At 61.8% G+C, this 13,588-nt stretch carries 11 protein-coding genes; 4 read left to right on the top strand and 7 right to left on the bottom strand.

Features of this window, described 5'->3' with window-relative positions; all coding sequences use genetic code 11:
• Nucleotides 1–13: 13 nt before the first annotated feature.
• Nucleotides 14–2,440 (bottom strand): TonB-dependent receptor, encoded by a 2,427-nt coding sequence (locus G4G27_RS02340; RefSeq protein ID WP_183111752.1) that lies wholly within the window; start codon nt 2,438–2,440, stop codon nt 14–16.
• A 312-nt stretch (nt 2,441–2,752) separates the two neighbouring features.
• On the opposite strand from G4G27_RS02340, the gene G4G27_RS02335 reads away from it, so the two are divergent.
• Together G4G27_RS02335 and G4G27_RS02330 are read left to right on the top strand one after the other, a co-directional pair.
• Nucleotides 2,753–3,427: a response regulator transcription factor gene (locus G4G27_RS02335; RefSeq protein WP_183111750.1), complete on the top strand. Its 675-nt coding sequence runs from the start codon at nt 2,753–2,755 to the stop codon at nt 3,425–3,427.
• A gap of 5 nt (nt 3,428–3,432) precedes the next feature.
• A complete protein-coding gene (locus G4G27_RS02330; RefSeq protein WP_183111748.1) occupies nt 3,433–4,761 on the top strand; it encodes a HAMP domain-containing sensor histidine kinase in 1,329 nt (442 codons plus the stop codon).
• A 60-nt stretch (nt 4,762–4,821) separates the two neighbouring features.
• Here the strand turns inward: G4G27_RS02330 and G4G27_RS02325 are convergent, their stop codons facing one another.
• From G4G27_RS02325 to G4G27_RS02300, 6 genes are all read right to left on the bottom strand, one after another.
• Nucleotides 4,822–5,223 (bottom strand): hypothetical protein, encoded by a 402-nt coding sequence (locus G4G27_RS02325; protein WP_183111746.1) that lies wholly within the window; start codon nt 5,221–5,223, stop codon nt 4,822–4,824.
• 77 nt (nt 5,224–5,300) lie between these two features.
• On the bottom strand, nt 5,301–6,197 hold the full coding sequence (locus G4G27_RS02320) for a hypothetical protein (protein WP_183111744.1): 897 nt from the start codon (nt 6,195–6,197) through the stop codon (nt 5,301–5,303).
• Nucleotides 6,194–8,686, bottom strand: coding sequence for a fimbria/pilus outer membrane usher protein (locus tag G4G27_RS02315; RefSeq protein ID WP_183111742.1), 2,493 nt, complete (start codon nt 8,684–8,686; stop codon nt 6,194–6,196). Before G4G27_RS02315 ends, G4G27_RS02320 begins: the two co-directional genes overlap by 4 nt.
• Nucleotides 8,687–8,722: 36 nt before the next feature.
• Complete coding sequence (locus tag G4G27_RS02310) at nt 8,723–9,460, bottom strand: fimbria/pilus periplasmic chaperone (RefSeq protein ID WP_183111740.1); 738 nt, start codon at nt 9,458–9,460, stop codon at nt 8,723–8,725.
• 28 nt (nt 9,461–9,488) lie between these two features.
• Nucleotides 9,489–9,953, bottom strand: coding sequence for a hypothetical protein (locus tag G4G27_RS02305; protein WP_183111739.1), 465 nt, complete (start codon nt 9,951–9,953; stop codon nt 9,489–9,491).
• Nucleotides 9,954–10,008: 55 nt separating this feature from the next.
• Complete coding sequence (locus G4G27_RS02300; protein ID WP_183111737.1) at nt 10,009–10,473, bottom strand: hypothetical protein; 465 nt, start codon at nt 10,471–10,473, stop codon at nt 10,009–10,011.
• Between the two features lie 445 nt (nt 10,474–10,918).
• Here G4G27_RS02300 and G4G27_RS02295 point away from each other — a divergent pair, with 445 nt between their 5' ends.
• Together G4G27_RS02295 and G4G27_RS02290 are read left to right on the top strand one after the other, a co-directional pair.
• Entirely contained in the window at nt 10,919–11,890 is a 972-nt protein-coding gene (locus G4G27_RS02295) for a helix-turn-helix domain-containing protein (RefSeq protein ID WP_183111735.1), read from the top strand.
• Between the two features lie 173 nt (nt 11,891–12,063).
• A complete protein-coding gene (locus tag G4G27_RS02290) occupies nt 12,064–13,359 on the top strand; it encodes a glycoside hydrolase family 130 protein (protein ID WP_183111733.1) in 1,296 nt (431 codons plus the stop codon).
• Nucleotides 13,360–13,588 lie beyond the last annotated feature (229 nt).

Here is a 13,588-nt window from a genome sequence, read left to right as displayed (position 1 = left end):
CAGGCCGCAAGCGTTACAGCTTGATGCTGCCCTCAAGGCCGAAGGTGCGCGGTGCGTTGAAATTGCCGTAATCGCCCAATGTCGATTCGTTGCTCGGATCGCGACGATAGACATGCGCCTCGTTGAACAGATTGCGCGACCAGGCCGAAATGGTCAGCTTCGTGTCGTTGCGGCCGAGATCGATATTGGCAAGCGAGATGCGGCCGTTGACGATGAACGATGCGTCGTTCTTCATCGCGAACTGATCGAACGTCTGGGTCGACTGGCTGTAGTTCGCATCGAGGTGGAAGCGCAGGTCCGGGCCGTTGCCGATCGGGATGGTGTAATCGATCGCGCCGCTCGCCGCGTTGCGCGGGGTGAACACGATATAGACCTGTTGCAACACCGGCACTGCCAAGGTTGTGTTCAGCGCTGGCGGAACCTTGGTGTAGGTATAGGCATAGCTGCCGGTCAGCGTCAGGCCGCGGAACGGATTGACCGTCAAATCCGCTTCGATGCCGCGGATCTTGGTCGTGCCGGGGGCATTGACGGTTTCGATCGTATTGCGGCTCGAATTGGTATCCCTATCGAACTGGATCGAACTGAAATCGATCTGGCTGTTCTTGCGGTCGGCGATGTAGCCGGCGACATTGAGGCGGACGTGATTGTCGAGGAATTCGGTCTTCGCGCCGATTTCGTACGACTTGATGTCCTCAGGTCCGAACGACCGATAGGTGATCGAGCGCGAGCTTGCGCCGCCCGAGCGATATCCGGTCGCGTATTTGGCATAGAAGTTCAGCCCCGGCGTCGGATCATACGCCAGCGTGACCATCGGATTGAAACGGTCTTCCTTTTCCTTGTAGGCGTATGGGCGAGGAATATTGTTCACGATGAACAGCTTACCGCTCTTATCGTCATGCGTGTAGCGACCGCCGACGGTCAGATGCAGTGCCTCGTCCATGAACGACGGCGTATAGGTCGCCTGGCCATAGGCCGCGTAACTGTTGGATGAGGCAACACTGGCGCGGTCGAGCGACCGATGGCCGGGCTCGGTCGGCGTGGGATCGAGGATGGTGTAAGCGGTGCCGTCAGCGTTCCAGCGGTTCGAGCTCGGCGTGGCCGCGTCGTCACGCGCCTTTTCGTAGAAATAATAAAGGCCGGCGACGTAATCGATATTGCTGGTGCTGCCGACCGCCTGGAATTCCTGGCTCCACTGGTGCTGGTAGAGATCGGCCAGGCTGTAGCGGCTGAACCCGCCATTGGGCGTGAATACCGGCGGGCGATGCGCGCCACCGCTATTGTCCCACTGGATCGAACTCACTTCGCGATAGGCGCTGATCGAACGCAGCTCGAGATCGGGCGCGACTTTCCAGGCGAGGCGCAGCGTCGTGCCGAACGTCTTGTCGATGCTTGGCTGTTGCGGCACGCCGATATCGGCGACGCTCATCCGCGTGTCGCCATTGACTTGCACGAGCGGCGGCAGCGCCGAGATCGAGCCGGCCGGAACCGCCGGGCGGCCAGCGGCGATATTCGCGTTTTGCTGGGCGATCGACGTCACCGGAAGGTTGCGCGGATTATAGTTCAGCAGCTGGCTGTAGAACGCGGTGTTCGCGTCATAACCGCGATCGACCGACAGGTCGGCGGTGAAATTGCTCGACGGCGTCCAGCGCACTGCCGCCCGGCCACCGCGGCGGTCGTAATAGTTGAAGCCGGTCGAACCGGGCAGCGGATCCTTGGTCGTGGCACCCTGATACTGGATCACCCCATCGATCTTGAATGCGAAATCGCCGAGGCGCGGCAGATCGAGATGGAAGTCGCCATTATAGCCGCCATAATTGGAGATGCCGGCAGTGGCGCGCAGGCCGAATTCGCCGCTCGGCGCCTTGCTGACCAGGCTGAGCGCGCCGCCTTCGGTATTGCGGCCGAACAGCGTGCCCTGCGGACCCTTCAGCACCTCGACCCGCTCAAGGTCGAACAAGGCCGCGTTGAGGCCGTGCTGACGGCCGAGATAGACGCCGTCGATATAAATACCGACGCCCTGCTCGCGCGCCGGTTGATTGGCGTCGAGCGGCACGATGCCGCGGATGCCGATGGTGAGTGCGGTCTGCCGCGCTTCGAAAGTCGCGACGCGCAGGCTCGGCACAGCGCCGTCAGCGAGGTCGAGCAGGCTCTGGACGTGACGATCGGACAGATTCTGGCTGCTCATCACCGCGATCGCGATGGGGGTCTTTTGCAGGTTGGTCTCGCGCTTGGTGGCAGTGACCACAATGTCTTCGAGTTGGGCACCGTCAGCGGCGACCGGTTCGGCTGTCGGCGCATCCGGGGCCGCGGCGGCCGGGGTTTCTGCCGCCGCTGCCCCCAACCCTGCCGGCGTCGTATCCGCCCAGGCCGGTGCAGCCGTCGATGCGAGGATGGAGACGCCCAGAAGCAGTCGCAGGCGGGTGCCCGTTGTGTAACGCATATGCTATTTCCCTTTAGGAGGCGGCGTGGTTGCGCCGCTCGTTCCGATTGGCAGTCGCTCTAGGCAGGGCTTGTGACGGCGCGGTTGCGAACCGGTCACTGGCAGGCGCGCGCTGCGTTACCGCGACAAGTCAATATTGCGACAATTTCGTTTCATCACGACGTACCGGATATGACCGACCGCGCATTCGGTGCGATGGCAATCCATCGATCCGCATGACCCTAGCCGCGATGTGCCTGGGTGTTTATAGCGCGCCGCATTGACGCGAGCCCTGCCTTGTGGCGGCAGGTGTCGGTCTGGAGCCCAGGGTCGATGCGCCTGCTCATTGTCGAGGACGACCAACCACTGGCAACGCTGCTGGCGCAGGACCTGGCCGCGCTGGGGCATGAGTCGGCGATCATCGATAATGGGCGCGAGGCGTTCTCGCTGGTCGCTCAGGACGCGTTCGACGGCATCGTGGTCGATCGTATGTTGATCGGCAATATGGATGGCGTGGCGGTCATCCGCTGGTTGCGCGACGCCAAGATCGAAACCCCGATCGTCATGCTCACCGCTTATGGTACGCGCGACGAGAAGATCGAAGGGTTGAACGCAGGGGCGGACGACTATCTGGTCAAGCCGGTCGATGCCGCCGAGCTCGAGGCGCGTTTCCGCGCGATCATGCGACGCCCGACGAATTCGCTGCAGACCGGTATCCTGCGCGCCGGCGATATCGAGATCAATGTGCCGAAGCATCGTGTGTGGCGATCGGGCCAGGCGATCGAACTGCAAAAGCAGGAGTTCAAGCTGCTCGCCGAACTGGTGCGCAACGCGGATGGCGTAATGACCCGCGCCATGCTGATCGAGACGATCTGGGGCTATGATTTCGACCCCAAGGCCAAGATCGTCGACAGCTATATCAAGCGATTGCGCGACGCCTTGTGCGCCGACGGGCTGGCCGACCCGATCGAGACGGTGCGCGGTGTCGGCTATATGATCCGCAGTTAGCGCTGATGCGTCCCCGAACGCTGCGCGGTCTCGGAGTCGCCTTCCTGATCGTGTTCGTCGCGACCGTGCTGGTGGTGGGACTGTCGATCTATGCGGCGACGCACCAGGCATTGGATCAGGAAGTCGACCGGCGGCTCGCCGTCGAAGCCTCCAATATCGTCCCCGAGACCGGCCCTCCCGACCTGAGCGCGGTCATTCAGCAGATCAGGAAGCTCGAGAGCCGCAGAGAATCACGCGATCTCGGCTTCATGCTCGTCGATCACTTGGGCAAGCGCGTTGCCGGGACGCTGACAATCAAGCTTCCGCCGCCCGGTTTCTCCTCGATCGACCGCGACGATCATATTCCCGGCCTGGTGCGCGGCCGCGCGCTGGTGGTCCCGGTCGGCCATGATCATACGCTGGCGATGATTGCCGAAAGCGAGCCGATCGACAATTTCGATTCGGCATTCATCCGGGTGCTTCTGCTCGGGTTGGCGTCGATTACCGCGATGGTCATCCTTGGCGTGATCGCGCTCACTGCCGCGATCGGCCACCGCATTGCCGATATGCGCGAGGCGGTCGAGGCGATCATGGACGGCGATATGGATCGCCGTGTCCGTGTCGATGCGTCGGGCAGCGAATTCGACAATCAGGCGCAACTTCTCAACCGCATGCTCGATCGTATCCAGCAGCTTATGGTCGGCATTCGCCATGTCGCGCACGATGCGGCACATGATCTGCGCACGCCGCTCGCGCGGTTGCGGGGCAGCCTGGCATCGCTGGCGCGACGCGCCGAGGGCAATCCATTGCGGCAGGACATCACAGACGCGCTGACGCAGACCGAGGACACGCTGAGCCTGTTCTCGGCATTTCTGCGCATCGCCGAGATCGAGGGCGGCGATCGGCGTGCCGGATTCGAAACCATCGACCTGACGCTGCTGGTCGAAGATCTGGCCTCGGCCTATCGACCGTCGATCGAAGAACAGGGTCGATCGCTCAACGTCGATGTGACCGGCAATGTCGTCATCGCGGGCGACAGGCAGTTGCTCAACCAGATGCTCGCGAACCTGATCGAGAATTGCCTGTACCATACACCCGCCGGAACCACGATTTCACTATCGGTCGCCGAACGGGAGTCTGGTGTGACGATCGTCATCGCGGACAATGGCGCCGGTATCGCGGATGGTGACCGTATCGTCGCGATGCGGCGATTCGAACGGCTGACGACCGACGATATGCGGGGCGGCCACGGACTGGGCCTGCCGCTGGTCGCCGCGATCGCGCGTCTTCATCGCGGCGACGTGACGCTGGGCAACGCGAATCCCGGCCTGAAGGTGACGATCCATCTACCCTGAGCAAGGGCGACGGACGGCAATGATGCCTGATCCGCGATCCGGATCAGGCGCCAGGCCTCATCAGGATGGGTAGACCGCGACGTTGATGTTCTGCGCGATGGCCAGGAGCTGATCGGAATCGCCGCTCTGGCTCTCGACGGTGATTTCGTCGAAGTCGTCGAAATACCGCTCGGGCTGCACCAGGTCGATCGTGCCACCGGCAAGAACCGGCGTGTTGGCATAGCTCACCCGCACATCGCCGGCATCGTTGGCCGGCACGCTGACCGCAACGATGTGGCTGGTGTTGCACATTCGGTGTACCGAGATGACGATCCGGTTGGCTTCCATCCGGGCACCATTGAAATCGACTGCGCACATTACCGGCACGCGAGCGACCAGCCTGAGTGTTGCCGTCGAGGCGTAAGCAGCGGGTGTCTGCGCAAGCGCCGACACCAGGAAAAATGCTTTGATGATCTTGCGCATGAAATGGCCTCCGAAGAGAACCATAGGGCCGAGACTATAGCGATTAGCCTGAGAGACAGGGTTAATCGCCGATTAGGTCAATTCTCCGAAATGGAGACCGTGATCACGTCTTTATATTGCCCGGCGTAATTATGTTTGATGTCGCCAAGGGTGAGCGCAAGTTCATAGGCGCCACCTGACAATGTTGCCGGCGGGCTGCGCGTGAGGAGCACCGGCGCGCGCATATCGACCTGCTGACCGTCAAAACGCGCGCTATAGCTGATCGGCGGCAAGGCGGCGTTTTCCATGTGGCGAAGAACACCGCCATTTTCGGACGACATGGCCACGTTCACGCTGCCGTTCGACCAGATGTTGACGAACACGCGCTCGGTCTGGCCGCCATGCGCTTCGCCGAAATTGATCGAAGCCGGCGCCATCGATAAGGGACCGGTATTCCCTCCAGCGGCTGCTCCGGAAATGTTCATTTCGATCCGCGCCGGGACCGCGACGTTCAAGCTGGCGATACCGCCGGTCAGCGTCAGCGGGCCTTCGGCATGGCCAACCAGGCGCAGGGCAAGGTCGGTCTTGTACAGACCGCGCGGTACGATCTGCTGCGCCGGGATGACGACGTGGATGCCGATCATGCGCTGCTGACCGGCCCCGACGGTCAGGGAGAACGGGCCGATCTCGCCCGCCTCGCCCCCGCCGCCGGCACCGCCGCCATTATCGAACCGGTAGAGCAGCCGGTCGCTACCTGAGATGAGCGAACTGCCGCCGGTCGAGGGGCGGGCGAACAAGCGGACGGTGCAGGCCGCATTGCCCGTATTGGTGATTTCCACATTGATGTCGGCAATCTCACTCGATGGCGCGAACGGATTATAGGTCAGCGATACAACCGGGCTGATGGTACGCCCGGTCACCGCGCAGGCGGCTTCGGCCTGCGTGGCGGCGGTGATTGCGACAAGCGCCGCGAGCAGCGAGCAGATCTTGATCACGGCTGATAATCCTTCACGACGATGGTACCGGCATTGACGATCGATGCCGCATCTTCGGTGACGGTCACCGTGGCGATCGGTGCCGCATAGCCCGCAGGCCGCAGTGCATAGTCACCGGGCGCGAGCTTCTGTGCGACCAACCGGCCCGTCTTGTTGGTAAAGAATTGGGTGGGCACGGCATCCTTGCCGGAAAGCGGCGTCAGTAACCCGGCAAGGTAGGGAATGCCCACGCCTTTGCCATCGACCAGCGAGGCGATCAGCGTGTGCGAAGCGGCCGAGCCGATGACCCAGCTATAACCGCTGGCCGCACCGGGCAGGATATCGATCCGGCCGGCGCCGATATCATATCCGGCGGGCGCATTGGCGATCTTCACCTCCAGGACGTCGGGCTGATAACCGCGCTGCACCGGAACCAGTGCGGGGCCAAGGACGCCGGTTCGCGCGGCGGGCCCGAGGCTGTAACGGCTGCTGACTTCGATCGGTGCGCCGTGGAGCGTCGGATGTCCCGCGACGATGGTGAAGCCGCGATCCGCGTCGCGCCCGAGTGCCAGGCGCCCGTCGGCATACCCCACGCCCATGCTGACCGCGAGATCGGAGGTCTGCGTCGTCACGCCATCGAGACTCTGATAATCATGAGTCACCGACGCCCGGAAACGGTTGAAATAATGATCGACCGCGACATTGACGCCCTTCCCCCCGTCCTCGCGATAGACCGTCGCCTCGGCGCTGGTCTGATCCAAGCCCTCATAGCCGATCAGCGAATAATCCGCCGCGATCCGGTTGCGGTGTGAATTGTAATTGGTGCGCAGCGACTGATTGGTGCCAAGCGGAATGCTCAGCGTCAGGTTGAAGCGGTGATCCTTGCCGCGATCGTCGCTGCGATAGGTATAGGTGCCGCCGACCGACACACGTCCGAAACTGCGCGACAATCCCATGCTGCCGCTAACCAGATCCCCGATCGGGTCACGACCCTTGCCGTAGCTGAAACTGGCCGTCGCATAGAGCGTCTCGGTGATCGTGCGCTGATACCGGGCATTGATATCGTAGCGATAGGGGTTTGCGCGATCGTCCGAAAACACCATCGGCGAGAATTTCGCGGAGCGTATGGCGAAGTCGATCGCGAGGATGTTCTGCCGCCCCGTTCCCGACACGCTGTTCAGGCGGTAGCTGACCAGTCCGGAATATTGCTTCTTCTCGAAGTCGCTATTGTCGAGCGCACCTTCGATGCCGATGATACCGATCGGGGTGCCGAGCACGAACTGCGCGGTGAGCAGGATATTGTCGCGATCCGCCTGCGCGCTGCCGCCGAGCGTCAGTCGGTCGGTCACGCCGCGCACATAATAGCCGGAAAACATCGGCGAATGGCGATAACGCGTGCTGGAGAATTGCGAAAAGCTGTCCTGTTGCTGGCCGATATTGGCCGAAAACAGCGACACGCCCTGATCGAGCAGCAAGGTGTCGGAAAAGAAGGACAGGTTCAGGCGTTCGTTGCGCCCGCTATCGTCGGTGACGTTCAGCTGCACGTCGTTAAGGCCGTTGAGAAACGGGAAATCGCGCAGATCATACTGACCGGCGGGCAGTGTCAGGGTGCGGTACAACGCCCCGTTGACCATGACATCGACCCGCGACGGCCGTTCGAGCGTCAGCGCGCCGCGCCCGGCTGGCCGAAGATTGCGGTACGGCTGGATGTCCTGATACGACCGCTCGACGCCGATGCCGAGCAGGTTTGAGGAAGTCTGGTACGAGCCGGTCGTCTGCGGATCGAGGTCGCCGATCGAAAAACGCACCGCATTCTCGACATCGTCGTGAAACAAGGTGGTACCGCGACGAAAGAAGCGGTTGTCCTCACGAATGCCGCCCAGAAAGGTCAGATAGACCCCGTCCTTGCCGCCATAATTGGCGAACCCGCGCACCGCCAGCAAGGCCGGATCACGATCGATTCCGCCAAAGCCGCGACTGTGCTGCAGCCGCTGTGACAGAGTCAGCGTCGCGCCCGCCGCGAAGCTGCTCGGATCGATCGGCGTGGCCGAGCCGAACGCACTGCGGTCCTGGACCGAAATGACGTTGGTGGCCCGTGCGTTCATCGGCAGGTCGAGCCGCAATTGCAGCCCGGCCAGATCGAATATCAGGGGGACATCTTCGCTGCGCAGCTCCGATACCGGCGCGAACGGCCGGTTGGCGATGCGCAGTTTCAGCTGATCGAGGATTGAAGGGGAAATGATTTTTTCAAGCCGCGCGAGAAGTTGCATCGTATCGATCGATGCGTCGCCGGCGGCATCCGTATCGACCGTCACTTCACCCGCCGGTGCGCCATTGACGGTCAGCCCGATCGACAGCTTCACACGCCGCGCGGCTCGGGCCGGGGCCGGACCGGCCTGCGGCGGAGAAGTCGTCAGTGGCGGTGACTGAACCAGCGCCGACACTGCCACGGCTTGCGCGCCAGCAGGCCCCGCGCACCAGACGATGGTGGCGGCGCTGGTCGACAGCATCAGGTATCGGAAGTGACGCACGCCGTTCATTCGCTGCTATTTGGCGGCGGTTTGCAGCGAGAAGCTCGCCTTGGCTCCCTCGCGAACGAAGCCGGCGCTGACCGGCAAGTCGATGATACGGTTGGTTTCCGGTTCGATCAGCGGCTGGGCCAGCGCGTTGGACAGCGCCTCGCCTTCCAGCGTCTCGACCTTGCCGTCGCCGCCGGTGAGCGTCCAGATGCCGTTGCGCAACCGCGCATAGCCATTGCCCGAATTCCGCACCTCGATCCGCAGCTTGCCGGCGGTCGCGGATGGCTTCACATCGGTAACGTCGAGCCGCGGCTTGGCACCGTCGGGTGAGACCGCCGCCAGCGTTCCCATATTGAACAGGAACTGCACGCCGGTCGATTTCTCGCCGCTGGTGTCGATCGGAAGTTGGACCACCGTGACGACGTAGAGCACCGTCTTCTTGATCGCAGGGTCGCCGATATATTGCACGCGGAAGGTCTGGAATCCGTTGGGCGGGACGATACCCTGGGGCGGGAAGACGAGGAAATCATCCTCGGCCGGCGTGCGCTTTTCGCTGCCGTCGGGCAGGATCTGCCGGCGTTCCACCTTCAATTCGACCGGCATCGGCTTGTCGCCGGTATTCTCGACCCGCAAATCCTTCGACGCGCCTGCGCCCGTGGTGGTGAGATCGTAAGCCATCGGTTGGACACGCACGGCCAGGGCCGGGTTTACGGTCAACGACATCATGGCGAGCGCCATGATCAGGCACTTCAACGAACTCTTCACGGTCGGCTCTCCCCCCCGGGAATGGAATTCAATTCGGGGTGATTTCTATGGTGATGACATCGGTATAGTCGCCCGCGAGCAGACGTTCCGGCACAACCGGGACCGTGATGCTCAGCATCCCTGAGGTTCCGGTGACCGACGCGGATCCACCGACGGTCGAAACGATCGGCGCCGCCAGCGACGCATCGGCGATGGCGATCTCGGCGTCGCCATCCTGGGATATGCGATAGCCGATTCGCTGCGTGCCGCGCACCAGTGCGCCACCATTCTGCGACGACACCTGCCGGGTAAACCCGTTAACGTCGTTGCAGTGATAGGTTACCGGCGTGATCGATTGCGCGCCGCGTATGTCGAGGCTGACAACAGCCGCCGGTGTCGCGATCTCCACCGTGCAGACGGGTGCCAGCACGCCGTAGATCACGGTCGTGCTGGCCGTTCCCGGCTGAGCCTGGGCCGCCACGACGGCGGCAATAGGCAGGAAGAATAGCGGCACCGGCGGTGTCCTGGAAAAAGGATGAGGGCGACCCCGAGGCCGCCCTCAAACCAACTCAGTTTGCGGTGATCGAGAAGCTGATCGTGTCCTGATAGACGCCAGCATAGGCAGGACCGGTCGCGCCGGTCACATTGATGCGCGAACCGAGCGTGATGCCATTGATAAACTGGCCGTTGTTGCCGCCGAACACCTGGTTGTAGGTGCCGTCGAGCGCGACATCGCCAACGCCATCGACGTTCAGAACATAATCATAGGCAGTGCCGCTATGGTTCGTCTCATCGACGAGCTTGCCGGCATGCAGCGACTGAGCTGTTGCGGTGAAGCCCTGTGCGCTGTTGCAGATAATGCCGATGTTGCCGAGTTCAGTCGCGCCGGAAAGTGCGACCAATGTCGTACCGGGCGAGGTGATGTCGCACTGCGCGCTAATCTGAGCATAGACGGTCGTATTCGCAGTATTTGCGAAAGCTGGCGAAGCCGAAGCGATAACGGAAACTGCAGCAGCGATAAGGATTTTCTTCATGTGTATTCTCCAGATAGAACATCAGAAATTATGACCCCGAACATGCGGAGTCATCGGATTTGGGCATGACTAGTCGTTCGAAGAAGCGACCATTCTTCGTCAAACCACTTCACGATGTGGTGTTGGTTTATGCCAAGCTGTTGATAGCTTTTTTAGTTCGTTCCCGAACCATTTCCCCCGCCACTCCCCTGTCACGAGCCCTACGACTCGTTAACGCCTTCTTAAGGCTTGACTCCCCGACCCGGCAATCTTGATTCTTTATCCATCCCTATACATTTCCTTACAAAAATTGGCACCACTTGTGCCATAACTGAACGACGCTGGAGCGAACCAGAAGCCTTTCAATTCTTTTGTAGATTTCTGCACCCTGGCGGCGATAAAAGGGTTAACCTGCCATTATGATTGTATTGGCGGACATTTGCCGGTGACGGGGGGAGGCGCGCAAATGATTATTACGACGGTTGACCGGCAGAGCGCCGATAACCCGGATTTGGCGGGATCGCTGATCCTGCCGCCTGGCATGACTGTACAATATGAACAGCCGGGTGCCGGCCTGATCGACCACATCACTGGCTATCATGTTTATGGAGCGGAAGGCCCGGCCGCGATGAGTCAGGTCGACTGGTTCCTGCCCGGAACAGCCAATATCCGCGTCACGCAAAATGCCGGACCGATCGAGATCAGCATCGGGCGACGGACATTCTCCCCCCTGCCCGAGGCGAGTCTGTTCGGTCCCACCAGCCGCGCGATTCGAGCCGAGACCAATGGCGGCGTGATGATCGGCATCGGTATCAGCGCATTGGGGTGGGCGCGATTGAGCCGACGGTCCGCGGAAGATTTCCACAATCGCATCGTGCCTTTATCGGAAGCCATGGGGCAGGAGTTTGCCGATCGCCTGGTGACTATATTGAGCGAATCCGCGGTCAGCCCGACGGTCAAGCCGCAGCTCGATGAATTGTTGCGGCCGATGCTGAACCTTGCCCATCCCGACGAACCGATGATCCGGGAATTCGCCGCCTTGCTGATGGTCGAGGGTGTGATCGACGTTGCCATCGCCGCCCGCCGGTTGGGCATTTCGACTCACAGCCTGCGCCGGATCGCCACGCGCTATTTCGGACTGGTGCCAAAGGTCCTGCTGATGCGCGCGCGGTTCCTTCGCTCACTGATCAAGTTCATGACGAGCAAGGATCGTCGCGACTATTCGGTCATCGATTCCAGCTATCACGACGCATCGCACTTCCTGCGCGATTCGAACACTTTCCTGGGTATGACGCCGCGCCGATTCCTCTCGCTTCAGCGGCCGTTCCTGGACGCAAGCATCCATGTGCGTGCCGCGGTCCTGGGATCCGCCACTCAGGCGCTGCACGACTTCAATCTTGCCCGCGAGCTGGTCGAAACATCCCGACGGGCGGAATAATGGTCCCTTTGGGCAGGCACCGCCACTCACCTCCCGCTTGACCAACCGATCGGCGGGCCGTGCCGCTCACGCGCCGACCGACCGCCAAATAACAACGCCACGCGCCATTTATGAGCAACCAAAATCGTTCCGAAGGGTAGAGCCTGCACCGCAGCGCAGCAAAAGGATCGCACATGGCCGGAACCGATATCATGACGCATTCGGCGCTGATCCTGCGGCCGGACCCGTCGCGTACCGTGATCAGGCCATTCTCGCTCGAAGACCCCGCCCCTTTCATCGTCAAGGACCATCCGCGTGCGGAGCGGATCATCGCGCGGGTCATGTCGCTCGACGATGACGAGTTGCGCACTGAACTCGACCGGGTCGTCACTTCGCTGTCCGAGCGGCACCGCGATGTCGAGGAGACCTTGCTCCGCCGCTTCGCCGAAATCGACGCGCTGACGGCCGAGGAAGAAAAGTTGGATCGCGATCGCTCCTTGTTGATCGGCGCCTATTTCAGCGAGGAATATTCGTTCGAATCCGCCGCTTTGTTCAACCCGAGCATTATTCTACATCCCGACCAGTCGGGTCTGGCCGAGGGCACGATCCGTTTCGCCATGTCGCTACGCGGGATCGGCGAGGGTCATGTGTCGTCGGTGACCTTTCGCTGCGGTACCTGGGCGGCGGACGGCTATGTGACGATCGACCCGCCGAGCGCCACCGTGGTCTCGCCACGGATCAAGTCGGTCCAGGGCAATGGCGACGACGCGATCACCCAGATCGACTTTCCGGGCAGCGAGGATCCGTCGGAGACCGTGCTGTTTCCGGTCACGCCGAGCCAGCACCAAGGGATCGAGGATCTGCGCATGGTGCGCTTCGTCGAGGACGACGGCAGCATCCAGTATCTCGGCACCTATACCGCGTTCAGCGGATCGGCGGCACGATCGGAACTGCTCCGCGCGCATGATTTCCGGACGTTCGAGATGCGGCCGCTGCGCGGCGCAGCCGCCGCGGCCAAGGGCATGGCGCTGTTCCCGCGCCGGATCGATGGCCGCTATGCGATGCTCAGCCGCCAGGACAATGAGAATATCTGGCTGATGTATTCCGACGATCTCTACACTTGGGACAGCGGCGAGAAGATCGTTTCCCCGACATGGTTCTGGGAGTTTGTCCAGATGGGCAATTGCGGGTCGCCGATCGAGATCGAGGAGGGCTGGCTGTTGCTGACGCACGGCGTCGGCACGGTACGCAATTACTGCATCGGCGCTTGCCTGCTCGACAAAGACGACCCGTCCAAAGTGATCAAGCGCATGAAGCTGCCGCTGGTCCATCCGAGTCCCAAAGAGCGCGACGGCTATGTGCCCAACGTCGTTTATAGCTGCGGCGCGCTGGTCCATGACCGGCGGCTGTTGCTGCCTTATGGCGTAGCAGACAGCTTCACGACCTTTGCCAGCGTCGCGCTGGACGATCTGCTGGCGGTAATGGTTTGAGGTCGCGGGGCTCAGGGCATGCGCAACCTTTGCGTTCGTAGCGCTGTGGCAATCCTGTTTTCGACAATAGGAAAGAGCGAGCCGGTTCAAGTCCGGCAAGGGATGACATGCCCGATCCCGTGTCATGACTGAATCGCCGTCGGCGATGTGACTGTGGAGAGCGGCGGCGGGAGATATGGGACACCGGTTGTTCCTAATCTTCCGCCGGCTCTCGACGAGAGAGCTGATA

Origin of the sequence: Sphingomonas sp. So64.6b (assembly GCF_014171475.1) — a bacterium.
Lineage (GTDB): Bacteria > Pseudomonadota > Alphaproteobacteria > Sphingomonadales > Sphingomonadaceae > Sphingomonas > Sphingomonas alpina_A.
Note: the sequence above shows the minus strand (reverse complement) of the source record. Positions and strands in the feature narration are given on the sequence as shown.